This is a genomic window from Paenibacillus sp. y28 (assembly GCF_037137075.1).
Classification (GTDB): Bacteria; Bacillota; Bacilli; order Paenibacillales; family NBRC-103111; genus JBBBNV01.
In genome coordinates, this window is the sequence record NZ_JBBBNV010000019.1 from 25,447 (window position 1) to 51,613 (window position 26,167).

The 26,167-nt window shown below is 55.6% G+C and carries 17 protein-coding genes; all 17 read left to right on the forward strand.

Going from position 1 to position 26,167, the window contains the following annotated elements:
- Positions 1-36: 36 nt before the first annotated feature.
- The 17 genes from WBG83_RS15210 to WBG83_RS15290 all read left to right on the forward strand — a co-directional run bounded on the left by WBG83_RS15210 (position 37) and on the right by WBG83_RS15290 (position 26,148).
- Positions 37-987, forward strand: coding sequence for a carbohydrate ABC transporter permease (locus tag WBG83_RS15210; protein WP_336746007.1), 951 nt, complete (start codon positions 37-39; stop codon positions 985-987).
- A gap of 2 nt (positions 988-989) precedes the next feature.
- The gene (locus WBG83_RS15215; RefSeq protein ID WP_336746009.1) at positions 990-1,832 is read left to right on the forward strand and encodes a carbohydrate ABC transporter permease; all 843 of its coding nucleotides are present in this window, start codon (positions 990-992) and stop codon (positions 1,830-1,832) included.
- 41 nt (positions 1,833-1,873) lie between these two features.
- Positions 1,874-3,346 carry a DUF5605 domain-containing protein gene (locus WBG83_RS15220; RefSeq protein WP_336746010.1) on the forward strand — a complete coding sequence of 491 codons (1,473 nt, stop codon included), beginning with the start codon at positions 1,874-1,876 and terminating at the stop codon, positions 3,344-3,346.
- 27 nt (positions 3,347-3,373) lie between these two features.
- Positions 3,374-4,810, forward strand: a complete 1,437-nt coding sequence (locus WBG83_RS15225; protein WP_336746074.1) for an L-fucose/L-arabinose isomerase family protein — start codon at positions 3,374-3,376, stop codon at positions 4,808-4,810.
- Positions 4,811-5,006: 196 nt separating this feature from the next.
- Entirely contained in the window at positions 5,007-5,834 is an 828-nt protein-coding gene (locus WBG83_RS15230; RefSeq protein WP_336746011.1) for a transketolase, read from the forward strand.
- Complete coding sequence (locus WBG83_RS15235) at positions 5,831-6,838, forward strand: transketolase family protein (protein ID WP_336746012.1); 1,008 nt, start codon at positions 5,831-5,833, stop codon at positions 6,836-6,838. Before WBG83_RS15230 ends, WBG83_RS15235 begins: the two co-directional genes overlap by 4 nt.
- 15 nt (positions 6,839-6,853) lie before the next feature.
- The gene (gene glpK / locus WBG83_RS15240; protein WP_336746013.1) at positions 6,854-8,347 is read left to right on the forward strand and encodes a glycerol kinase GlpK; all 1,494 of its coding nucleotides are present in this window, start codon (positions 6,854-6,856) and stop codon (positions 8,345-8,347) included.
- A 103-nt stretch (positions 8,348-8,450) separates the two neighbouring features.
- On the forward strand, positions 8,451-10,007 hold the full coding sequence (locus tag WBG83_RS15245) for a DUF5605 domain-containing protein (protein WP_336746014.1): 1,557 nt from the start codon (positions 8,451-8,453) through the stop codon (positions 10,005-10,007).
- A 474-nt stretch (positions 10,008-10,481) separates the two neighbouring features.
- Positions 10,482-11,927, forward strand: coding sequence for a DUF5060 domain-containing protein (locus tag WBG83_RS15250; RefSeq protein ID WP_336746015.1), 1,446 nt, complete (start codon positions 10,482-10,484; stop codon positions 11,925-11,927).
- A 50-nt stretch (positions 11,928-11,977) separates the two neighbouring features.
- Positions 11,978-14,632 carry a glycoside hydrolase family 78 protein gene (locus WBG83_RS15255; RefSeq protein WP_336746016.1) on the forward strand — a complete coding sequence of 885 codons (2,655 nt, stop codon included), beginning with the start codon at positions 11,978-11,980 and terminating at the stop codon, positions 14,630-14,632.
- Between the two features lie 16 nt (positions 14,633-14,648).
- Complete coding sequence (locus WBG83_RS15260) at positions 14,649-15,926, forward strand: MGH1-like glycoside hydrolase domain-containing protein (protein WP_336746017.1); 1,278 nt, start codon at positions 14,649-14,651, stop codon at positions 15,924-15,926.
- A 357-nt stretch (positions 15,927-16,283) separates the two neighbouring features.
- Complete coding sequence (locus WBG83_RS15265; RefSeq protein WP_336746019.1) at positions 16,284-17,657, forward strand: DUF1593 domain-containing protein; 1,374 nt, start codon at positions 16,284-16,286, stop codon at positions 17,655-17,657.
- A gap of 363 nt (positions 17,658-18,020) precedes the next feature.
- The gene (locus tag WBG83_RS15270; RefSeq protein ID WP_336746020.1) at positions 18,021-18,902 is read left to right on the forward strand and encodes an ABC transporter permease; all 882 of its coding nucleotides are present in this window, start codon (positions 18,021-18,023) and stop codon (positions 18,900-18,902) included.
- Positions 18,903-18,916: 14 nt separating this feature from the next.
- A complete protein-coding gene (locus WBG83_RS15275) occupies positions 18,917-19,801 on the forward strand; it encodes a carbohydrate ABC transporter permease (RefSeq protein ID WP_336746022.1) in 885 nt (294 codons plus the stop codon).
- A 162-nt stretch (positions 19,802-19,963) separates the two neighbouring features.
- Complete coding sequence (locus WBG83_RS15280; RefSeq protein WP_336746023.1) at positions 19,964-21,607, forward strand: extracellular solute-binding protein; 1,644 nt, start codon at positions 19,964-19,966, stop codon at positions 21,605-21,607.
- Positions 21,608-21,679: 72 nt separating this feature from the next.
- Positions 21,680-22,708 carry a sialidase family protein gene (locus WBG83_RS15285; RefSeq protein ID WP_336746024.1) on the forward strand — a complete coding sequence of 343 codons (1,029 nt, stop codon included), beginning with the start codon at positions 21,680-21,682 and terminating at the stop codon, positions 22,706-22,708.
- A gap of 5 nt (positions 22,709-22,713) precedes the next feature.
- Entirely contained in the window at positions 22,714-26,148 is a 3,435-nt protein-coding gene (locus WBG83_RS15290; RefSeq protein ID WP_336746025.1) for a glycosyl hydrolase, read from the forward strand.
- Positions 26,149-26,167: the final 19 nt, after the last annotated feature.

Below are 26,167 nucleotides of genomic sequence, written 5' to 3' on the forward strand. Positions count from 1 at the left end.
ACATGGACATTAAGGCATTGCAAAGGGGTGCAGAATATGGGCTCGGTAACATCTGCAACAAAGAATGCATCAACGGTAAAGAAGACCGGCTTTCTGCAAGGGCTGTGGAAACGGAATGCAGTCGGATATTTGTTCCTGCTTCCGTGGCTAATCGGTTTAATCGTCCTGACTATCGGGCCGATGATTAGCTCGTTTTATTATTCTTTAACGAAATTCGACGTTATCTCTCCGCCTCGATATATCGGGCTGGAGAACTACGCAACAATGCTTACGGCGGACCCTCGCTTTCTTACATCTCTGAAGGTTACCTTCATTTATGTATTCTCCTCTGTGCCGATGAAGCTGGGCTTTGCCCTTCTGGTGGCTGTCATTATGAACAAAGGGCTGCGCGGCGTCGGTTTTTACCGGACGATGTATTACTTGCCGACGCTGCTTGGGGGCAGTGTGGCGATTGCCGTGCTGTGGCGTAAAATCTTCGGCGGCTCGGGTGTTGTCAACGAGTTCCTGCTGATGTTCGGAATTGAGGCGCCTGACTGGATTGCGAATCCCGATTACGCACTCTACTCCATTGTGGCTTTGTCGGTATGGCAGTTCGGCTCGTCCATGATCATTTTCCTGGCCGGTCTCAAGCAGATTCCACAGGATTTCTACGAAGCCTCCCAGGTTGATGGGGCGAGCAAGCTGAGACAATTTTGGCACATTACGATTCCGTTGTTGACTCCGGTAATTTTCTTCAATTTGGTAATGCAGCTGATTGGTTCCTTCCAGGCGTTTACCCAATCCTTCATTATTAGCGGCGGTCAAGGCGGCCCGATGGATTCCACGCTGTTTTACACGCTGTACCTGTACATGAAGGGCTTTGCATTCTATGAGATGGGCTATGCTTCGGCGATGGCATGGGTACTGCTTGTTATCATCGGTATGTTCACCGCAGTATTGTTCGCTTCATCGAAGCTCTGGGTGCACTACGGGGACGGGGGGAAATAAGAATGGCACAATCAAATCGAATTCAACAACTGCTGCTGCACGGCGTCATTATTATTCTTGGCCTCTTCATGCTTTACCCGATCTTGTGGCTCATCAGCAGCTCACTCAAGCCGGCCAATCTGATTTTTACCGATTTAAGCCTTTGGCCGAAGGAAATTACGTTTGAGAACTATACCAAAGGCTGGGCGGGTATTGCGCGTGTCACCTTTCCGACTTTTATGATGAACTCCTTCATTATTTCGATTTTAAGCGTCATCGGTAACCTGATTGCATGCTCGATGGCCGCTTACGCGTTCGGGCGGCTCGAATTCGATTTAAAGAAGCTCTGGTTTGCGCTGATGCTCGTTACGATTATGCTGCCGCATCACGTAACCATTATCCCTCAGTACATTTTGTTCAAAGAGCTGAACTGGATTGATACGTATTACCCGCTGACCATTCCGAAATGGCTGGCAACCGATGCGTTCTTCATCTTCCTGATGGTGCAGTTTATCCGTGGTCTGCCGAAGGAGCTTGATGAATCAGCAACGATCGACGGCTGTGGGAAAATCCGCATTTACTGGCAAATTATTGTGCCGCTGGCTGTTCCGGCGCTGATTACAACCGGGATTTTCACCTTCATTCAAAGCTGGGACGACTTCTTCAGCCAGCTGTTGTATTTGAATACTGCCAAGCTGTACCCGATTCCGCTTGGGCTGCGCCTGTTTATGGATTCCTCCGGTGAGTCGAACTGGGGTGTGCTGTTTGCAATGTCCGTCCTGTCACTGATTCCGAGTCTGATTATTTTCTTCAGCTCCCAGAAGTATTTTGTCGAAGGAATTTCGACTTCGGGGATCAAAGGCTAATCCGCAAGCTTCTACTTATATCGTCATCAGGAGTGATAGAGATGAATACCAATCTGTACAGTACGACAGTTGAACGCTGGGGCCTGTTTGAGCTTCTCCTGACCGGGCCTTCAGAGGGAAATCCGTACCAGGACGTTACGCTGACGGCGCAGTTCCGGCATCAGCAGCGCGTTATCCGGGTGGACGGCTTCTATGACGGCAACGGTACCTACAAAATCCGGTTTATGCCGGACACGGAAGGGCGCTGGACGTTCGAAGTATCCAGCAGCACCCCGGAGCTGCAAGGGGCCGTCGGCGAATTCGAGTGTACGCCCGCGATGGCGGGCAACCATGGTCCGGTGCGGGTACACGATGAGCTGCATTTTACCTATGAGGACGGGACGGTGTACCACCCGTTCGGAACGACCTGTTACGCATGGACTCACCAGGATCAGGCGCTGCAGGAAGAAACGCTTGCGACGCTGCAAACGTCGCCGTTTAACAAAATCCGGATGTGCCTGTTCCCGAAACGGTACAGCTTTAACTCCAATGAGCCCGACTATTTCCCGTTTGCCGGCTCGAAAGCGGACGGGTTTGACTTGACCCGGTTTAATCCGGAATACTTCGCCAATTTGGAGAAGCGGATTGTACAGCTTCAGGAGCTGGGCATTGAGGCGGATTTAATCCTGTTCCATCCTTATGATACCGGTCATTGGGGCTTTGACCGCATGCCGGCCGAAACGGATGATTTCTACCTGCGTTATGTCATTGCCCGTCTTAGCGCATACCGCAACGTTTGGTGGGCGCTGGCCAACGAATTTGATTTCATGAAGGAAAAAGTACTTAGCGACTGGGACCGCTTCTTCCGCATCGTCGTAGAGCGCGACCCGTATCAGCACCTGCGATCGCTCCATAACGGATCGAGCATGTACAATCCGGGCGGCATTACTTATTACGACCATACGAAGCCGTGGGTAACGCATGTAAGCATGCAGCATTGGGACGTGACGCTGATGAAGTCCTGGCGCACGATGTACAAAAAGCCCATTGTTGTCGATGAATGCTGCTATGAAGGCAACCTTCCGCAGCGCTGGGGCAACATCTCCGGTGAAGAGATGACGGCCAAGTTCTGGGATTGCTTCGCTCGCGGCGGGTACGGCGGCCACGGTGAAACCTACATGCATCCCGAGAACATTATTTGGTGGGCCCGGGGAGGCAGGCTGTATGGGAATTGCCCGGAACGGCTTGCGTTCATGCGCAAGGTCCTCGATGATGCGCCGGCTCATCTGCAGCCGCAGGACAGCTTCCGCGACGTGCCAACGCTTGGCGTGGAAGGGAAGTACTATCTGCAGTATTACAACAATCACCGTCCGGCTTACCGGGAGCTGCCGCTGCCGGAAGAGGGCTGCTACCGGATTGAGATTATTGATACCTGGAATATGACAATCACCGCACTCGACGGGGAATTCTCCGGAGTTACCGGTATTCCGATGCCAGGCAAGCCTTACATGGCCGTCCGGGTGCGTGCGATATAGAACAATTAGGAGGCGTCAACTATGTCCTTGGGAAAACTCAGGCTCGGCTATGCTCCGACACGCCGATTTGTATTCAGTGCGGAGGATGCGTTTAAATTCAAAGTGCTCATTCGTGAAAAAATGGATAGCTTCAATCTTCCGATCGAGATTATTGATCTGGAAGGGTTAAATAAGGAAGGCCTGTTGTACGACGATTTGTACAATGCGGAGGAGATTATCGAGCATTTCCGGAATGCTGCTGTGGACGCCGTATTTTTCCCGCACTGTAACTTCGGTACCGAAGATATGGTCGGACGTGTGGCCAAGGCGCTCGGCAAGCCTGTGCTGCTGTGGGGGCCGCGTGACGAGGCGCCGCTTGAGGATGGAATGCGTCTTCGCGATACACAGTGCGGCTTGTTTGCCACCGGCAAAATTTTGCGCCGCTTTAATGTGCCGTTCACTTATATTACCAACACGGCTGTAGACGATCCGGTGTTTGAGCGCGGCTTCCGCAATTTCGTCGCCGCCGCCAACGTGGTGAAGCAGTTCAACAATTTGCGCATCCTGCAAATCGGACCGCGTCCTGCTTCGTTCTGGACGATGATTTGCAACGAGGGCGAGCTGCTGGAACGATTCGGCATCGAGGTCTATCCGATTACACTGGAGGACATCAAGCGCGCAACCCAGAAGGTAGCCGCGAAGGATAGCCCGGAGCTGGAAGATGCGATGAAGTATATCCGCGAGACGCTGGATTACTCCGAGGTCGGCGAAGAAGCGGTCCGCAAAATCGCTGCTCTCAAGGTTGCAATGAAGAACTATGCAGTGAAGACCAAGAGCACGGCAATTGCGATTCAATGCTGGTCGTCTCTGCAGGATGCCATTGGCATTATGCCGTGTTTGGCCAACGCCATCTTGACCGACGAGCAGATTCCGGTCACGTGCGAGACCGATATTCACGGGGCCATTACTTCCATTATGGTACAAGCGGCATCGCTTAATACGAAGCCGACCTTCTTCGCCGATTTGACGATACGTCATCCGGACAATCCAAACGGCGAGCTGCTGTTCCACTGCGGCAACTTTCCGGTGTCGCTCAGCGTGGAGGAGAAGCCAAAGCTGCGCAAGCACTTCCTGTTTGACGATCACTCGCCGGGCACGCATGAGGGAGAGATCAAAGGCGGGTTGATGACCTTGGCCCGTTTCGACGGAGACCATGGCGAATATTCCATTTTTATCGGCAAGGCGAAAGGCATCTCGGGACCGTATACCCGCGGCTCCTATGTTTGGGTCGAAGTAAACGATTGGCCGCTGTGGGAAGAGAAGCTGGTGAAGGGGCCATACGTGCATCACTCCGTCGGTATCCATGAGGACGTTGTGGCGGCGCTGTACGAAGCCTGTACCTATATTCCTGGTCTGAAGGCAGACCCTGTTGATCCGACGGAGGCCGAGATTCAAGCCTGGCTGCGCGGACATGATTGGAAATAGAGGACACTGATTCCGAAGGAAGGCTTGAAGGACCGGTGGAGGCAAAGCAGCCGGGGCACAATGACGGTTAAGCTTTCGCAGCAACGGGGCATACGATTTCATTGTGGCTGCAGGGGCTTTGTTCTTCACCTGGTTTTTTAGATATAAGGGAGCAGATAAAGGAATGAAGCGACAAAACATAAGGAGTGGAGGCCCTATGAACCTTACCGAGCTGAAACAAAAAGCGGCGCAAATCCGCATGGATTTGCTGAACATGATTTACCATGCCAAAACCGGGCATACCGGTTCTTCCCTGAGCAACACCGATATCCTGACCGCCTTGTATTACAACATTATGCAGGTGGACGCCGCGAATCCGAAATGGGCCGATCGCGACCGTTTCATCGCCAGCAAAGGGCATGCGGTGGAGTCACTGTACTGCATTTTGGCGGATAAAGGCTTTTTTCCGAAGGAGGAGCTGGCGACGTTCAGCCGCTTCGGGTCCCGGCTTATTGGTCATCCGAACAATAAAGTGCCGGGTGTGGAGATGAATACAGGGGCGCTGGGCCACGGGCTTTCTATTGCTGTCGGCATGGCCAAGGCTGCGAAGATGGACGGCCGTTCTTACCGGGTGTACACCCTGATGGGTGACGGCGAGCAGGCGGAGGGCTCCGTTTGGGAAGCGGCGATGGCCGGCGCCCATTATAAATTGGATAATCTGGTCGGCATTATTGACCGCAACAAGCTGCAAATCAGCGGCAGCACGGAGGATGTAATGGGGCTGGAGCCGCTGGAGGACAAGTGGACCAGCTTCGGCTGGAATGTCGTCGCGGTCAACGGCAATGATTTGGGCGAGCTGTGCGATGCGCTGGAGGCGGCGAAGCAAACGACTGGCAAGCCGACCCTCCTTATGGCTTACACAACCAAGGGCAAAGGAGTCTCCTTTGCTGAAAATGTGCCGCACTGGCACCACCATGTACCGAACGATTCTGAGCTGACACTGGCGTTGCAGGAGTTAGCCGCTTCTTTGGAGGGGATGAAATGAGTCAATCCGGAAAATCCATTCATACCGAGGGTACTGCTGTGAATACGCTTTTGGCGACTCCTGCCACCCGCAACACGATACCGAACCGCCAAGCATTATGCGAAACGCTGCTTGCTGAAGCGAAGCAGGACCGGGATATTGTTCTGCTGGCCAGCGATTCGCGCGGTTCAGCGTCCATGGTGCCGTTCGTACAGGCTTTGCCGGATCAGTTCGTAGAGACAGGCATCGCGGAGCAAAATATCGTCGGCATCGCAGCCGGTCTGGCCGCCAGCGGCAAGAAGCCGTGGGTAACTTCCCCGGCGTGCTTCCTCAGCATGCGTTCGATTGAGCAGGTGAAGGTTGATGTCGCTTACTCGGGAACCAACGTCAAGCTGGTCGGCATCAGCGGCGGGGTTAGCTACGGGGCGCTGGGCATGAGCCATCACTCCCTGCAGGATATTGCTGTCACTCGCGCGATCCCGGGGCTTGCCGTGATTCTGCCTGCCGATCGTCACGAGACGAAGAAGATGACGGAAGCATTGGTGAACTACGAGGGCGGCGTGTATGTGCGTATCGGCCGTAACCCGGTACAGGACTGCTATGAATCGGATGATTATCCGTTTGAGATCGGCAAGGCGGTAACGATGCGGGCGGGTTCGGATATTACGATCATTGCAGCGGGCGAAACGGTACGGATCGCGCTTGATGCGGCCGAACGCTTGGCTGGAGACGGTGTCAGCTGCCGCGTGGTGAATATGCATACCATTAAACCGCTGGATGTGGAGGCCATCCGCAGCGCGGTTGATGAGACCGGAAGAATTATTACGCTGGAGGAGCACAGCATCTTCGGCGGCCTGGGCGCCGCAGTGGCGGAGGAGGTTGTCCAATACCGTCCGGTGCCGATGAAAATTATCGGAATTCCCGATGAGCCGGCGATTACAGGAACCACCGCGGAAGTATTCCAGCATTATGGCTTGACGAAGGAAAATATTCAAGCGATTGCCCTGAAGATGATTCAGGCGTAATGAGGTGCTGCACTAATGGACAAAAACTACATTTTATCCGTTGACCAAAGCACATCCGGAACGAAAGCGCTTCTGGTCGACAAGCAGGGCCGCATTGCCGCCAAATGCTCGAAGGAGCATGCCCAGCTGTATCCGCAGCCGGGCTGGGTCGAGCATGATGCGATGGAGATTTACGGAAATGTGCAGGAAACGATCCGGCGGGTGCTGGAGCTCGCGGGTGTTTCCCCGCAGCAGCTTGCGGCGCTGACGGTGACCAATCAGAGAGAAACCGCAGTGATATGGGACCGGGAAACCGGTCTTCCTGTACATCATGCGATTGTTTGGCAATGCAGGCGAACGGCGGGGCTTTGCGCCGAGCTGAAGGAGGGCGGGTTTGAAGGGCTGGTCCGGGATAAGACCGGACTGGTTCTGGACCCGTACTTTTCCGCAGGCAAAATCCGCTGGATTCTGGAGCATCTGGACCCGGCTTACCGCAAGGAGGCGGAGGCGTCCGGCAGGCTGCTGGCCGGTACGATAGACAGCTGGCTGCTGTGGAAGCTGACGGGCGGCGAGGTGCATGCAACGGATTATACCAATGCCAGCCGGACGTCTCTGTTTAACATTCACACGCTCCAGTGGGATGCGGAGCTCATTTCGCTATTCGGCGTTGGCGGAGTCAAGCTGCCGGAGGTCAAGTCCAGCAATGCGGTGTATGGTGTGACCCGAGATGCCGGATTGTTCCCGGATGAGGTCCCGATTTCCGGAGTGATTGGTGATTCCCAGGGAGCGCTGTTCGGTCAGATGTGCTACCTGCCCGGTATGGCCAAGGCAACGTATGGGACGGGAACCTCTGTGATGATGAATATCGGCTCCAGCCCGGTGTCGTCCCGGAATGGTCTGGTAACCGCAATCGCCTGGGGCATTGACGGAACCGTGCACTATGCGCTTGAAGGCATTATCCACAGCTCGGGAGACAGCATGAAGTGGGTGCGCGATCAGATGGGACTGTTCACCGATTATGCGGAAGCGGAACAGCAGGCAGCCTCGCTGCAGGATAACGAAGGAGTATACTTCGTTCCTGCCCTGGTCGGCCTGGGAGCTCCGTATTGGAGCCCGGATGCTCGCGCGGCAGTAACCGGCATGAGCCGGAGAAGCGACAGGCGGCACATTATCCGTGCTGCGCTGGAAAGTATTGCTTACCAGGTCCGCGATATGGTGGATCTGCTGCAGGCGGAGTCAGGAATTCGGCTGCAGGAGCTGCGTGTAGACGGCGGGGGAGCCCAGAATCAATTTCTCATGCAGTATCAGGCCGATATGCTCCAGGCGAGTGTTGTCCGGCCGGCGGTTTCCGAGCTGTCTGCAATCGGTTCCACGTACTTGGGGGGAATCGGAGTCGGGTTCTGGAAGGATACGGAGGAAATCCGTTCCTTAGCTTCGGATGAGACGACGTTTCAGCCGTCCATGCACCCGGAGAACCGGGATCTGCTGTGCCAGGGCTGGAAAAAGGCGGTTCTATCCGTCATCTCCTGACCTGGTTTAAGCATGGAAATGAGAATATAACCTGTGGCAGCGTGCGCCGTCCAAGCGTGCGTGGTCATGCTTTCAATCCTATACGAATTTGAGCGGAGGTGTCATGTTGACTACAACAGCATCGGCTAGAGAGGATCACGGGACAGAGGGCCGGCTTCGGCAGGTGGAACGGTGGGGAATGGTGGAAATGGCCGTTCCCGCAGCAAGCGGTAATTCGGAACAGGGGGATACCGGCGTTTCTCTGGTAAAAGCTATTTTTTCCAACGGCAACCGGAAACGGGAGGTCGCAGCTTTTACCGGCAGCAATGGGGAACAAATCGTCCGGTTTATGCCGGGTGAAGAAGGGGAATGGACTTATTCCATTTGGCAGGGACAGCAGAACGGAGCCGGGCAAGCCGGGTCGGATTTGCAGCAAATTCAAGTCGGCAGCTTTATTTGCACACCTCCGTCGGCGGGCAACCGCGGACCTGTGCAGGTCGTCGGCAAAGCAGCATTTGCTTATGCTGATGGAACACCATATGTGCCGATTGGCACCACAAGCCTGGAGTGGTACAAGGGGGAACAGGCGGAGGCGACACTTGCTTCCTTGCAGGACGCGTCCTTTACCAAGCTGCGGATGCGGGTGGATGCAGCCGGCTTGGATCAGCTGGAGGCTGCGATTATCCGGCTGTCTGCGCTTGGAATTGAAGCGGAGCTGCTGCTGGATTGCAGCGAAGGCGGACCGGAAGCGGCACAGCTGGTGCGGGAAACGGTCAGCCGTCTTGCGGCATACCGGAATGTATGGTGGACCCTTCTCCTGAACGAAGCGGGAACGCCGGCCAAGGAACGGGCTGAACTGCTGCGGCTTATACAGGCTCATGACGCATACGGCCATCTGCTGACGATACATACAGCGAATCCGTTTGCCGATTTCTCGGTGCCTGCCATTAGCCATGTGAGCTTGATTTGTACGGATGCGAGCCAGGTTTCGCGTTACGCGGAATTGCATGGCAAACCGGTTATTTTGGACCAGTGCGGCAGCGAGGGGGATGCCCCGACAAGAATCGGCAGCTTACCGGCCGAGGAGCTTGTCAACCGCATATGGATCAGCATGTGCCGTGGCGGCTTTGCCGGGCATGGCGAAACCTTTGTCCGCGAGCATGGCGAAACCTGGCAGACACAAGGGGGCGCGTTGTCCGGAGAGTCTGCGCCGAGAATCGCCTTCCTGCGCAGTATTATGGAGGGGGCTCCGACACACCTGCGTTATATGCCCGAGTATTACGACGCTCCGACGATTGGTGTCGATGGCGAGTACTATTTGCAGTACCACATTATTCACCGCTTCCCGTATAAGCAGCTGCGTGTGCCGGAAGGCCGTTATAAGGTGGAGCTGATTGATGTATGGAATATGACCGTAACCGAGTTGCCTGGCGAATTCACGGATAATATTAGTGTGCCGCTGCCGTCGAAGCGGTATCAGGCATTGCGTATTCGCAATCAGGCTGCAGCTGCGCAATCAGTCCGATATGACTTGAATGCAGACCAGCCGTCAAAATTCGCTTCCAAAGCAGCTGCGAGCGGCACGTCAAGAAAAGGCGCAGCCGGAAACCGTCTGGAGGCTGACGATAACTTTATTCGAGCGTCGGAACGTCCGAAGGCGGATCATGGCGAGCCGGATTGAACAATGGGCTGAACGGACGAAACGACGAAACAACGAAACAAACGAAACAAACGAAACAAATGAAGCAGACCTGAACAGGCTGAACCCTCGTTAAGGTAGAAAAGTTGCTTAAATGCGCGGTGAACAAGAAGCCGGAGGCCGGATGACAGGCGATGGGGTTCGACGTACCGCTTGGCGGCGCAGGAAGCTATGTCTTCCAGGATTCAGGTGCATAAAAGATGCGCGCGGGCGGTATGCTGCAATTCGTCTCTTGGCATATCCACGTGCAACTAGAAATCATCCGGTCCGGACATGCGGGAGAAGAATCCCCGCCCGTTCCAAGGCACCGGCTTCACGACCTTTCTGGAGAAAAAATTCGCAGCACGGCTCGCAAGCGGCAGGCTTTACCGGGTCATATCCGGCCTGCCTGAAGCTGCGTGCCGCAAGCGAAGCGATAAATGATAAATCATGGACACGGTAGAAACGGAGGAGCTTATGACACACAGCGACAGCGTAATCCAAGCATTGGAGCCTGTACAGGTATGGGACCGGTTCGAACGGCGCTTTGATGGCCCGGCGGAGGGGAACCCTTTTCAGGAGGTTACGTTTTATGCCGAGTTCTGCCATGGCAACCGGATTGTAGAGGCGGAAGGCTTTTATGATGGGGACGGCGTGTACAAGCTGCGTTTTATGCCGGACGCCGAAGGGGTCTGGACGTATGTAACGCGGAGCAGCAGCCCGCAGCTGGACGGAATGCAGGGAAGCTTCCAGGCGGTGGCTGCACAGGGAGATAATCATGGGCCGGTCGTGGTCAAGGATGCCTACCGTTTTGAGTTTGCCGACGGCACGCCATACCTGCCTTTCGGAACAACGCTTTATCATTGGGTGCATCACGAGAATGTGGCGGAGGAAGAGGAAACCTTGTCGGAGCTGGCGAAGGCCTCCTTCAATAAGGTCCGCATGTGCGTGCTGCCGACCGGGGATATGCATTCCCGTCAGCTGGCATTTGCGGGCAGCCGGACGGAAGGAGCGGACGTAACGCGCTTTAACCCGGCATTTTTCGCCCATTTCGAAGCGCGTATTATGGATTTGCAGCGTCTGGGCATCGAAGCGGATATTATTTTGTTCCATCCGTATGACCAAGGCGTCTGGGGCTTCGAGCAATTGGAGCCGGAAACGGAAGATTTGTACCTGCGGTATGTGATTGCCCGCTTGTCCTCCTTCCGCAATGTATGGTGGTCGCTGGCCAACGAATTCGACTTCAATAAATACAAATCAATGGAAAACTGGGATCGCGTATGCCAGGTGGTGAAACGCTTTGACCCGTACGGGCATCTGCTGTCCATTCATAACGGCACCAAAATGTATGATTATACCAGAACAGCCACCTACGATTATTCCAAGCCTTGGATTACACATCAAAGTGTCCAGCACTGGGATTCCGGCCTGATGACGGAATGGATTGCCACCCATAAGAAGCCGGTCGTGCTGGATGAATGCTGCTATGAGGGCAATGCCGCACGGCGCTGGGGCAATGTCCCGGGCGAAGAGCTGGTCAGCCGTTTCTGGGACAGCATGGTTCAGGGCGGTTATGCAGCCCATGGCGAGGTCGTCAACGAAAAATCGTGGATTTCACGTGGCGGAAAGCTGTATGGCGAGAGCCCGGAGCGGATTGCGTTCATGCGCAGCCTGATGGAGGAAGCATTGCCGGATTTGTGGAATCCGCCGGAGGAGCGCGCCTGCTTCTGGGAATATCTCGGGATAAACCGTCCGGCGAGCTGGGAGCTGGACCTGCCGGAAACGAAAGAGTATTACATTGATGTGGTTGACACTTGGAATATGAAGACAGAGCGGCTGGACGGAACTTATCGCGGAAGCTGCACGATTCCTCTGCCTCGCCAGTCTTATCTGGCCCTGCGGGCTGTTGCGGCCGGGCAGTAATCGCTCCGGCAAGCCATGCCCAGGACAAAATACAAGGAGGAGCACGAAGCATGAGTGTAGTCATACGCCGTCTGCGTGTGGAATCAATGGACCGGCCCTTAGGGCTGGATACGCTTCAGCCCCGGTTCAGCTGGATGTTGGAGTCCGATGAGGCTTCGCAGCGCCAGGGAGCTTACCGGATTTTGGCCGCGACCCGGGAAGAGCTGCTAGCACAGGATCAAGGGGACGTCTGGGATAGCGGCAAGGTAGACTCGGACCGGTCGATACAGGTTGTGTATGAAGGCAGCCCGCTGGCATCTGGCCGTGTCTATTATTGGAAGGTTCAAGTGTGGGATGCAGCCGGACGCGCCTCTGCATGGAGCGAGGTGTCCAGCTGGTCGATGGGACTGCTCCATGCCGGGGACTGGCAGGGCGACTGGATTGGCTGTACTGTAGATGAAGAGGAGGAGCTGCCGCCGGCCTTGTATTTGCGCAAGGAGTTTGCGGCGGATAAAGCAGTGGAACAGGCGGTTCTGTATGCCACAGCCTTAGGCGTATATGAGCTCCATCTGAACGGCAGCCGGGTTAGCGGGGATTATTTTGCGCCGGGCTGGACCGACTACAATATCCGCGCTCAATATCAAACCTATGATGTAACGGCTCAGATCCAGGCAGGCGGCAATGCAATTGGCGCCATACTCGGCACGGGCTGGTATGCCGGACACGTCGGCATGATGGGCCGCCGTATTTATGGCACAAGTCCGAGTTTGCTCGTGCAATTGGAGCTTCATTATACAGACGGGACCAGCAGCCGTATTGTGTCCGACGGGACATGGACGATGAATACCGGACCCATTCAGTATTCCGATATGCTCATGGGAGAAACCTATGATGCCCGTAAGGCATGGCCGGATTGGAATAAAACGGGCTTCGCAGCAGAGGGCTGGCGGCCGGCGGAGAAGCTTGCCTCGTATTCAGGCCTGCTCGTTTCCCAGCCGGATAAGGGTGTGCGCGTTACGGAATCACTGACTCCGGTGAAAATCTGGAAGACGGCTCGCGGCACGTATATGGCAGATATGGGCCAAAATATGGTGGGCTGGATTCGGCTGCAGGTCAGCGGGCCGGCGGGAACACGCGTGAAGGTCGGCCACGCCGAAATGATTCAGGAAGACGACACCCTGTACATTGAAAATCTGCGCCGTGCGATTCAGGAGGATATTTATGTGCTGCGCGGGGAGGGCGTGGAGGTTTGCGAGCCTCACTTCACCTTCCACGGGTTCCGGTATGTGGAGGTGGAAGGCTATCCGGGAGAGCTGACGGCAGACCTCATTACGGGTCAAGCGGCTCATTCCGACACCCCGCCAACCGGCACCCTGGAAACGTCCGATGCCATGGTGAACCGTCTTATCAGCAACATTCGTTGGGGCCAGCGGGGCAATTATTTGAGCGTGCCGACTGACTGTCCGCAGCGGGATGAGCGTCTGGGCTGGTCCGGCGATGCGCAAATCTTCATCCGTACAGCAGCTTACAATATGGACGTTTCGCGTTTCTTCATGAAATATATGACAGACATGACAGACTTTCAAACACCGGAGGGCGCATTTCCGGATGTAGCGCCGGATGCGGGCTGGTTTGCCTGGAAGCAGGTCCGTGTCGAGTGGTTTGCGCCGGACAATGCCGGATGGGGCGATGCGGGAATTATTATCCCTTGGACCCTGTACCTGATGTATGAGGATCGGCGCATTCTGGAAGCGAACTACGAGGCGATGAAAAAATGGGTCGGTTATTTGAAATCGACAACAACCGATCTCATCCGTCCGGATTATGCCGACTACGGCGACTGGTTGTCCATCAATGCGGATACGCCGAAGGATGTGCTGGCGACAGCTTATTTCGCCTACAGTACAGCCCTATTCGCCCGAATCGCCGGCATTCTCGGTCGCCGCGAGGATGAGGCGAGCTACCGCAAGCTGTTTGATGACATCTGCGCCGCATTTGTCGGGCGATATGTGAACGAGCAGGGAATCATCGAAGGCGACACGCAAACGGTCTATGTGCTGGCCCTGTACTTTGATCTGCTTCCGCCCGATCTGAAAAAGCTTGCGATTCAGCGCTTGGAGCAGCTTATTCATGAAAATGATGACCATTTGTCCACGGGCTTTCTGGGCGTCGGTTACTTGCTGCCGGTCCTTACGGAGAACGGCTTAAACGATTTGGCCTACACGCTGCTGCATCAGGATTCGTTCCCGTCCTGGCTGTACTCCGTTAAGCACGGGGCAACAACCATCTGGGAGCGTTGGGACGGCTGGACCGAAACGGAAGGCTTCCAAACTCCGGGAATGAACTCCTTCAATCACTACTCGCTTGGCTCGGTGGGGGAATGGATGTACCGGTACATGGCCGGGATCGATACGGAGCCGGCACAGCCCGGCTTCAAGCACATTGTGATTCATCCTCGTCCGGGCGGCAAGCTGACCTGGGTGAAGGCGGAGCTGGACAGCAGCTACGGCCTGATTCAGTCGGCTTGGAAGCTGGAGGAAGACCGTTTTGTCTTGAATGTGACGGTTCCGGTTAACACGACCGCTACGGTCTATGTGCCTCAAGAAGTGATCGCCGCCCCAGAAGGCGCGGAGGAGCTGGGTATCTTGGCGGACAAACGTATCTACCGCATCGGCTCGGGCCGCTATGAGTTCAGCAGCAAGCTCGCTGCCTGCGTAAAAGGATAAAGGAGAACTACAAACTATGAATGTTATTCAGCCAGAATATGCGGCTTCGCTGCGGGAATTTATCCGCAGCCAGGCTCATCTAACCTTGAAAGAACCGACCCATTTTCTGAAGCATCCGTTTGTCGATCCCGGTTCGGTATATGACGGCAACTTGTGGGATTGGGATTCCTTTTGGGCGGTGTACGCCCTGCTCAACCTGGCCGAGAATCAGGAGGAGGAAGCGCATTACCTGCGATTTGCCAAAGGAAACATTCACAACTTCATGGATCATCAGCTCGACGACGGGTACATTCCGATGATGATCATGAAGGAAGCCGAGGGCGTGACAGAGCCTTACCTCATTACCAAGCACAAGGAAGGCGTCATTCTGAATATGCACAAGCCGTTTTTGTGCCAGCAAATCGCCCTCATCAGCGGGGTTAGCGGAGATTTCGAATGGGTGCGTCACTATGCGGACAAGCTGGAGGCTTATTTCGCATGCTATGACCGTTATTATTACCATGAGCATACCGGCTTGTACGTATGGGCGGACGATGTCATGATTGGCATGGACAACGATCCGGCTACGTTCGGGCGTCCCCGGTTTTCCACGGCCAATATGTACTTGAACGGCTTCATGGTCAGCGAGCTGAAAGCCATGGCGCTCATCATGGGCAAGCTGGGCCGGGAGGAGCGAGCGGCTCATTACCAAGCCAAGGCGGAAGCGCTGCAGGCCGCCATTCAGGAAGAATGCTGGGATAAACGGGACAAGTTTTTCTATTCCGTGGATGTGGATATCAAGACCCGGGCCTACGACTGGTTCCACCAGGGGCTGGGCGTGTTCTGGAAAACGCTCCCGATCAAAATCCGTGCCTGGACCGGCTTTCTGCCGCTTTGGTCCGGTGTGGCGAATGCTGCGCAAGCGGCGTATTTGGCACAAACCCACGCGGTGGATCAGAACACATTTGCGAGCAGCTTCGGCATTCGGACGCTGTCGCGGGATGAGAAGATGTATGATCTTTCAGTAACGAATAACCCGTCGAACTGGCTGGGGCCTATATGGATTGTGTCCAATTATGTGGTATTCCGCGGGTTGATGAATTACGGCTTCCACGAGGAGGCAGGGGAAATTTGCCGGGCCACTGTGGACCTGCTCGGAAGCGATCTTCAGAAAACAGGAACACTGCATGAGTACTACAATCCGGAAACCGGGGAGCCTGTCATGAATGGCGGTTTCCTGAACTGGAATCTGCTGGTGCTGAATATGATTGACGAATGGAACGGCAAAGAGCCGCTTAGCCGGTTTTTGGCCTAGAGCACCTCGTTGTCAGACCCTATGCCGGGCGATGATAGCCGAAGCCGAAGCCGGCTTGTACCATTTGAAAAGCAACAAGCGGAAGTGACGAGCTAACGTGTTATTCAAACAGAGCTGCTTTTTCCCGGCAGCGAGACCTCAGTAGACGGACTGTACGACTAGAACATCAGCCGGATTGCGCCATGGCGCACCTGAGCGGCCCATCCGGAGCATCCGTCTGGTCTGTGCAGAACGATTGCCTGCAGTTTCCGCGCTGTGGAAAAAGACGGGTTTGTTCCCGTGGCTTGCTGAATTTCCGTCTCGTTTCTTCATGTGCAACGTTTACCGGTTCATAGAAATACATTGCAGGAGGTAATCATGTACCCAGACGAAACAAATGCCAAGCCGCGAGTTCTTGTTCTGACCGACATCGAGAATGAACCGGATGACGCCATGTCTTTGGTCCGTTTTCTTACTTACTCGAATCATTGGGACGTCGAGGGTCTTGTCGCTACCACATCCATCCATCTGAAGGATAAAACTGCCGCATGGCGTATTCAGGATATCGTTCGTGCCTACAGCCAGGTTCGTGATCAACTGGAACAGCATGAATCCGGTTTTCCGGATGGCGAGTATCTGCTATCGATCATTAAAGAAGGGCTTCCTCTCTACGGGTTGGAAGGAGTAGGCGCGGATAAGGATTCTTCGGGCTCTGAACTGCTGATCTCGGCTGTCGATCGCGACGATCCGCGTCCGTTATGGGTGCTTGTCTGGGGGGGACCGAACGTCCTCGCGCAGGCGCTCTGGAAAATTCGGGCTACCCGTTCGGCGCAGGAGCTCGATCAATTCGTCTCGCGGGTACGGGTGTACGCCATTTCCGACCAAGACGATTCAGGTCCTTGGATGCGGAAGGAGTTCCCCGGCTTGTTCTACATCGCCAGTCCAGGCTTTCATAGCGGCGGAGCGTATCATTTCGCCACCTGGAGCGGGATTAGCGGCGATCAGTTTCATGGCCGGTTTACCGGTGCCGACTTCAGTATCGTCGACAATCCATGGTTAGATGAGCATATCCGCTGCAAGGGACCGCTTGGCGCTCAATACCCGCAGGCTACCTTCCTCATGGAAGGTGACACGCCGACTTTCCTGTATCTTATCAATAATGGTCTAGGCCACCCCGAACACCCCGATTGGGGGAGCTGGGGAGGACGTTATGAGCTGTATACCCCGCCTACGCAGAAAAGCTTCCTGGAGCCGGAGACACGGCCTTTCTGGAGTGATGCCGCTGACGAGGTTCTGGGTGTTGACGGCAACTGGCACACCAGCAATAAAGCGACCATTTGGCGTTGGCGCGAAGCGTTTCAAAATGATTTTTCGGCACGTATGGACTGGACGATCAAAGCTTATGCCGAGGCTAACCATCCGCCTGTTCCCAGGCTGGGCCACCCGGCCGAGCTGTCGGCTAAGCCCGGTGAACGCGTTGATCTGAGTGCTGAAGGCTCCTTTGACCCGGACGGCGACACGCTTTCGTATCAGTGGTTTTATTACGATGAGGCAGGCACCTTTACCACATCCTCGGCCCGTACCGGGGCTCCCGTCCCGATTCAGGATGCCGACAAGCAAAAAGCCTGGTTTACCGTCCCGACGGAGCGTGTCCTGCGCAATGGCACCATGCACATCATTCTTGCCGTCACCGATAACGGCAGTCCGGCTCTGACTCGTTACCGGCGTGTGATTGTAAACGTCGAAGGATGAAATGTGAATCCCTCTGTCCTGCTGGCGCGGGCAGGGGGATTGCTTGCTTTGTTGGCCCAAGAATGGGCCGGCGGCGGGCTGTGGGACATTTGCATCGTCTGGGAAAAATGCATCATCGGCCTTTCTGTGGGAAAAATGAATCGTCCTTTCCGGTATCGGTTCTTTCCTCCGGCTTCCCGCTGTACCTATAATGAGCACAGCAGGAAATGTAAGCGCTGTCTTAACGTCGAATAGCGAAGCAGCAGACTTGCATGCCGCACCACACAGAAAGGAGGAATTTCTATCCAAGTCTCTCCACATCAGGAGGCGGTCCGCCTCGAACGGGACATACAGCGCAAGGTCAGGCACCCCGTCCTGCGCGGGATGCTGCGCAGCAAATTTTTGTACGCCATCTTCTTCATTCCGTTCTGTTATTATGCGTTGTTTCATTACTGGCCCATGTACGGCATTCTGATTGCCTTTAAGGATTACAATATTGTTAAAGGCATTACAGGAAGCCCGTGGGTGGGACTGCAGCATTTCGAGAAATTCATGCAGGACGCCTATTTCTGGAAGCTGGTCCGCAACACGCTGCTCATTAACGTGTACGGCTTGTTCTGGGCGTTTCCGGCTCCGATTATTTTGGCGCTGCTGCTCAATGAGGTCAAGCATCGGGTGTTCAAGCGGGTTGTGCAGAGCATCAGCTATTTGCCCCATTTTATTTCGACAGTGGTTGTCTGCGGGATGATCGTTAATTTTTTGTCCACAGATGGCCTGGTGAATCAGCTGTTGAAATGGCTCGGGATGGAGCCGATCAAATTTCTGATGCTTCCGGAGTGGTTTCGGACGATCTTCATCGCCTCCGATATTTGGCAAAATGTTGGCTGGGGCTCGATTATTTATTTGGCGGCCCTCACGGCGGTTGATGCAGAGCTGTACGATGCAGCGAATATGGATGGCGCCGGCCGCTGGCGGCAGCTGTGGAATGTGACCCTGCCCGGCATTACCCCGACGATTTCCATCATGCTCATTCTGAATCTGGGCAGGCTGATGTCCATCGGCTTTGAGAAAATCATTTTGCTGTACAACGGCTCCACTTATGAGACGGCGGATGTCATCTCCACGTTCGTGTACCGCAGAGGTCTTCTTGGAAGCGATTTCAGCTATGCCACCGCGGTTGAGCTGTTCCAGGCGGTGGTCGGGCTGGTCCTGCTGTACAGCGCAAACCGCATTTCCAAAAAAATAAGCCAAACCGGGTTATGGTAGGAGGTGGTCGGCCGATGAGAATCCGAAAGCCTTGGAGCGCCCGGCTGTTCGAGGTCGTTAATGTGCTGCTGCTGCTAGTCCTGGTGTTTGTCACGCTGTATCCGATGTACTACATCTTCATCGTGTCCATTAGCGACGGCAGCGCGGTAAACCGGGGGCTGGTCAAGTTTTGGCCGCAGGATATGACGCTGGAGGCCTATGCGATTATTTTTAAGAACAAAGACATCTGGAACGCTTATTCCAACACGCTGCTTTATACATCCGTTGGCACCGCCATCAATGTCATTTGCTCCGCGATGTGCGCGTTCGCCTTGTCCCGCAGGGACATGTACGGGCGCAATGTATTCATCTTCATGATTGCGTTCACGATGTTCCTGAGCGGAGGTCTTATTCCGACATACCTGGTTGTGCAGAAGCTGGGACTCATCGATACGATGTGGGCGATGGTGCTTCCTCCCGCAATCAATACCTTCAACATGCTGATTATGAAGACGTTTTTTGAAGGCATTCCGGTATCGCTTCAGGAATCGGCCTTTCTGGACGGGGCAAACGATTTTCAAATCCTGTTCCGCATTATATTGCCGTTATCCATGCCGATTATGGCCACCATGGTGCTGTTCTATGCGGTGCATCATTGGAACAGCTTTTTCCCCGCCCTGCTGTATCTGAACAGCAAGGACATGTACCCGGTGCAGGTGCTGCTGCGCAATATCGTCATTGCCGGAGAATTCTCCGACCAGTCGAGCGAAATCGGCAGTGTCGGGTCCAGCTTCCGCGTGGTGGCGACCAACTACAAATATGCCGTCATTATTATTACCGTACTGCCGATTTTGATCGTGTACCCGTATTTGCAAAAATATTTTGCCAAAGGGGTCATGATCGGCGCGTTGAAAGGGTAAGAAGCTGCGGATGGGTGAAGCGGGAATCGCCGTCCTGAGGTCAGCAGGTGTACGCGCACAGCCTGACGGCAGGGGCGCGCAGAGGGAAGCAGAGGCGGCAGCATCAGCCCGATTTCCTTGATCGAAGCATAAAAGCCAATAATCTGATGGGGGGACGAAATAATGGCAAAATGGTGGTTCGGGGGTCGAACGGTATTTTTAACGGCAGCGGCGGTGATGCTGCTGGCTTCAGGTCTTACCGCCTGCACAGGCAATAAGGAGACGCCGTCGACCGGAGCGCAGGGCACGTCGGCACCGGCTGCAGGATCGGCAAGCGGTAAAATTTCAGAGAAGGAGCGCACGGTAAAGGTCGTTCTCTCGGAAAGCGCCAACCAGCCGATTAAGAACAATACGCCGATTCAGCAGGAGATTTTGAAGCAAACCGGCATTAAGCTGGAATATGAAGCGGTTCCCGGCAGCAACTACAACGATAAGAAGAAGACGCTGATGGCGACAAACAACCTGCCGGACATTATCCAGATTGAGAAGCAGGACATTAACGATTTCGGCTCCACCGGGGTATTCCTGCCGCTGATGGAGTATATGAACAAGGGGCTGATGCCGAACTTCAAAAAAATTTGGGACGCTAACCCCGATTTGGTCAAAATGACGGTAGACGGCGAGCTGTACGCTTTTCCGGCGATTGCCCGCAATGAAGCCAAAAACGGCTTTGGCCCCGTGATCCGGGAGGACCTGCTGAAGAAGCATAATCTGGCCGCGCCCAAAACCTTCGACGAGCTGCTGACGGTGCTGGCGAGGCTGAAGGAGCTGTATCCGCAATCTACGCCGTGGTCGATCCGCAAGGGCACCGGGCAGCTTATCGGCACCGGGGCGTACATGCTGGGCAGCGGCTATTCGAGCGGCAACGGCATCTATTTTGATAAGGATGTGGACGGGGGACGTTATGTGTTCGGTCCGGGAACCCCTGCCTTCAAGAACGTGCTGGCTTACTTCCATAAAGCGTATAAAATGGGCGTGCTGGACCCGGATTACGCGGTCTCCACCTCCCAGCAGTGGACAGAGAAGCTGACCAGCGGGAAGTCGTTCTTCTTCCTGGACAACAGCGGCTTCGGGCTGAACTACACCCGGGATTTGCGCAAGACGCAGCCGGATGCCAAGTTTCAGATTCTCCCGATTCCACAGTACGCCAACGGCAAGGCGCGGGCCCAATTTTATGCGACGACGTTCACAGGCAAGGCGTTTGCCTTGAGCGCCAAAGCGAAGGACCCGGAAACGCTGGTGAAGCTGGTGGACTGGATGTATTCCGAGCCTGCGTCCAATCTGATGAACTTCGGCGTGGAAGGTGTGAATTACACACTGGATGACAAGGGCCAGCCGAAGTACAAGGAGGACTATATCGCCCAGTTCAAAAATGCCCAGCCGACACCGTATTACGCCGTCTATTCCGATTTGGGCTGCTGCCAGCTTAACTTCACGCCGTACTACTCCAACACGATGTCTCAGTTCCAAATCGAGAAGCTGACCGGAAATTGGGATGCTCTGAACGAGGAATATTGGAGCATCGTGGCAAACGACAAGGCCTATGTCGAGCCGGTGATGGACCCGCCGCTTTCGAAGCAAGAGGCGACCCGCGTGAAGGAGCTGACAGTAACCCTGAACACGATGCTGGATCAGGAATACGACAAGTTTATTATGGGGGTTAAGCCGATTGAGGCGTATGACGAGGTAATGAAGAAAGCACAGCAGATGGGTGCGGGCGAGCTGGAAAAAATTTATAATGACGCTCTGGCTCGGCTTAAAAAATAAGAGGCTGCATTCGTTCAAGCTTGTAGAGAAGCAAACGTAAAACTTACTACTAATCCTATAGGAGTGTGTGCCATGAGTGTGAAGCTGATGAAACAGGAGAAACAATTTTTATTTGAGGAGGACCGCCCGTTCCCGAGCTGCCATGCTTCTACGATTGTGACGCTTCCGGACGGAGGCTTGCTGATCTCGTATTTCGCCGGATCGAAGGAAGGCGCGCCGGATGAGGCGATTTGGTGCTCCAGGCAAAAAGACGGGGTATGGTCCCCGCCGTACAAGGTAGCCGATGAGGAAAACCTTGTTCACTGGAATCCGGTGCTGCACCGCAAGGAATCAGGGGAAATTCTACTGTTCTACAAGGTTGGTTATCCGATTCCGCAGTGGTATACCCGGCTTATCGTCTCACTGGATGACGGGCAAACGTGGAGCGAGCCGGTTGAGCTGGTGCCGGGTGATGTCGGAGGCCGCGGTCCGGTCAAAAATAAGCTCATTGTGCTCCAGGACGGCACCTGGGCTGCTCCGGCCTCCTTGGAAACGCCGGTGGAATGGGACGCTTTTGTAGATCTCTCCTTCGACGAAGGAGCTACCTGGACGGCCAGCGGCCTTGTGCCGGTGCTGCATCCGGGTTCGGTTCGGGCACCGGAGCAAGCAGGGCAGGTGCTGGAGAAGCTGCAGCTTGTTCACGGCCGGGGCATTATTCAACCGACGTTATGGGAGTCTGCTCCGGGTCAAGTGCATATGCTGCTGCGCAGCACCGCCGGCTTCATCTACCGCAGTGATTCGGCGGACGGCGGGCGGACATGGTCACCGGCGTACAAGACGTACTTGCCCAACAACAACAGCGGCATTGATTTGGCTAAGATGGAAAACGGGACGCTTGTGCTGGCCTACAACCCCGTCGGGATGTATAAGGGACCGCGTACGCCGCTGCTGTTAAGCGTCTCCAGCGATAACGGATATACCTGGGAGGAACTGCTGGTACTGGAAAGAGAGCCTGGTGAATATTCATATCCTGCGGTGCTTGCGGAAGGAAACCGCGTCTATGTAACCTACACCTGGAAGCGCGAACGAATTGTATGCTGGAGTCTTGAAATCGGGGAGTGAGGCGAATGGGTGACAAGGACAGCCGCAGCCGGAAACCGGTAGAGGGGCAGCCGCAGCAGGCGGCACCGGCACAACCGGGAATAACGGGGCAGGCGGAGGCGCTGGAGCGGCTGAGGGCGAAGTTTGACCGCCCTTCTGCAGAATACCGCTCCGCCCCTTTTTGGGGCTGGAACGACAAGCTGGACCCCGAAGAGCTGGTTCGGCAAATTGACGGCATGAAGGAGCAGGGCATGGGCGGCTTTTTTATGCATTCCCGGGACGGTCTGGAGACGGAATACATGGGCCCGGAATGGATGGAGGCCGTCAAAGCCTCGGTGAAGCGGGCGGAGGAGGTCGGGCTTCTGGCATGGATGTACGACGAAGACCGCTGGCCCTCAGGTAATGTAGGGGGCAAGGTGCCTGCGCTCGGGGATGAGTATCGTTCCAAGGGGCTGACGATTGAGGTCGTTTCGGGACCGTATATAACGGATGGCCGGGAGGTCGCGCTGTTCCGGGCCGAGGTGGACGACATGTCGCTGGCCCATTGTGAGCGCCTGCCGCTGGACGGAGAGCCCGGCCGGCGCTGGGAGCTGGAGTCAGCGGGGGCCGGGCGGGCAGACAGGGGAAGCTCAGAGCCGGAAGGGGAGGAGGCGGTCTCGGCGAAGCGGGGGGCTGAAGCGCGTGCAGCGGTTGACTGGGCGGAGGAGGCGGTGCAGTGGGCTCCGCACTCTCAGCACTCCGCTCCGTCTGGTCAACACAGTCATAGCCAGCCGCCAGGACAACAGCAAGGACAGCGTCCGGTTTCCGAAGAAGGCTTCTCCCAGCCCGCGAAGGGCGAGGTGTTTCTTGCTTTCCGTATCGAGGTGTCGGAGGCGGTGGAATGGTTTAATGACGAGGCGCCGCCGGACAGCTTGAATCCCGCCACAGTGCGCCAATTTATTGACCGGACACATGAGGTTTACAAGCGGGAGGTCGGAGAGCATTTCGGGCGGACCATTCGGGGGATCTTCACCGATGAGCCGAGCATTAATGACCGGCACTGCAAATACACGGCGGGCCGAGGCTGGGTACCGTGGACGTATGATTTTGCCTCCTACTTTAGCAGCAGGCGGGGATATGATATTCTGGATGCAGCGCCGCATCTTTTTTTCAACAGCAGCGAATCCCCGGCGGCCCGCCATGATTATTGGCGGACGGTCGCCGAGAAGTTCTGCGAGGCGTTTACGAAGCAGCTGTACGACTGGTGCGAGGACAATCAATTGGCTCTTACCGGCCACTATCTGCAGGAGGATAAGCTGGGACTTGGCACCCGTGTCGGCGGGGCGCTGATGCCGCATTACCGGTATCAGCATATTCCCGGCATTGATTTGCTTACCGAGCAGACAGACGAATATATGACAGTGAAGCAATGCACCAGTGTAGCCAATCAGTACGGCCGGGAGAAGGTCATCTCGGAAACGTACGGCTGCACGGGCTGGGAGTTTACTTTTGAAGGGCAAAAATGGCTTGGTGATTGGCAGTATGTGCTCGGTGTGAACTTCTTGTCCCAGCATCTGGCGCTCTATTCCATCAAGGGCTGCCGGAAGCGGGATTATCCGCCGGTATTCAATTATAATACCTCCTGGTGGAAATACGACCACGTGATGGAGGATTATTTCGCCCGCATCGGGGCAGTGCTTAGCGAAGGCGAGCCTGTCCGGGATTTGCTGGTGCTGCATCCGGCTTCCACCGCATGGTCCTTGCTGGGCTCGAATCCATACGGCCTGCCCAATCGCGGGCGCGACCGGGATATCCCCGGCATTAACCGGTACGGCGATGAATTCAACGCGTTTTTGAAAGCGCTTTTCGGCGCGCACCATGACCTTGACCTCGGCGACGAGACGATTATGGCGGAGACCGGATCGGTGCAGGACGGCCGGCTGGTTGTGAACCGATCCCGGTATAAAACGGTAGTCCTGCCGCCGGTACATACTTTGCTGCGCAGCACGGTGGAGCTGCTGGAGCAGTTTATGGCCGCCGGCGGGCGCATCATTGGCGTGCAGCCGCTGCCGTCGATGATCGAGGGCCGAAGCGCGGCGGAGGAGCTGCGGCAGCGGCTGTTTCAGCATCCCGGCTTTATCCCGGCAAGACATCCCGGCGAGGCTATTGCCCGTCTGGAGGAAGTGCTGCCCCGGAATATATCCATTCGCAGCGAGTACGGGACTGAAGCACCGGAGCTATTGTATATGCTGAGGCGTCTGGAAGGCGGCAGCATTCTGTTTATCGTCAACAACGACCGTTACCGATCCGTTCCGGCGTCGATTGAGCTGCCGGGGGATATCGGGCGGGTCGAGGAATGGAATGCGCTTACCGGCGAGCGCAAGGAAATCGAGGCTTGGCTGGAGGAGGGCAGGGGCTTGCGGCTGGATGTGCGTTTTGGCCCGGCGGATTCCAAGCTGTTCTTCATTAACAGCACGCTGCCGCCCCAAGCCTCCGGCAAGACGGTAGAGCCTGTTGTTTTCCACGATGAGGACCTGTATGCCGCCTTCGGCCCGGCGTTCCGCTTTCGGCGGACGATGCCGAATGTGCTGACGCTGGATCAATGCTTCTACCAGCTGGAGGATGAAGCGTGGTCGGAGAAGCTGGAGGTATGGCAGGCTCAGCGGCGTATACGCGAATCGCTGGGAATGCGGCAGGTTTACTATAACGGCATCACCCAGCGCTACAAATGGGCGTCCCGGCCGCATCCGAACGATGGCGCGCCAGTCACGCTGCGGTTTGAATTTGAAGTCAGCGAAATTCCGGCACAGGGGCTGTCGCTTGTGCTGGAGGGGGCGAAGCAGTTTGATATCCGCTTGAACCGCTCAGCGGTGGAGAACAGAGCCGACCGCTGGTTTCTGGACCGGACCTTTGACTGCATCCGCCTGGAGTCCGGCTTCCTGCGGCAAGGAATGAACGAGATCGAGCTGTCCTGCGCGTATACGAACGCGATGGAGCTGGAGGACATTTATTTGATTGGGGAGTTCGGCGTTAGCCCGGACCGGCGTATTGTCAGCGAGCCGCAGCGGCTTCATGTTGGGGATTGGTGCCTGCAGGGATATTATCATTACTGCGGCAGCATGATTTACGAGGCGGATTACGAGCATCCGCCGGAGCCCGGCGTGCGAGCTGTGCTGGAGCTGGGCGATTTCTCGGCGGTTACGGTCGAGGTGCGGATTAACGGCATGCCGGCCGGACAAATTCCATGGAAGGCTGCCGACGGTTTGGATGTAACGAGCTATTTGCAGGCGGGCCGGAACAAGCTGGAGATTGAAGTGATGGGCAGCCCGCGCAATATGTTCGGCCCGTTCCATCAGGCCCGCGGCGCGACGGCGACGACTAACTGGGGCTCCTTCCGCACGGAAGGCCGGGAATACTGCGCGGAGTATGTGGTGAAGCCGTACGGCCTGAATCAGCAGGTCAAGCTGCTCCGCAAGGTGTAACAAACCCTGTAACGAAAAC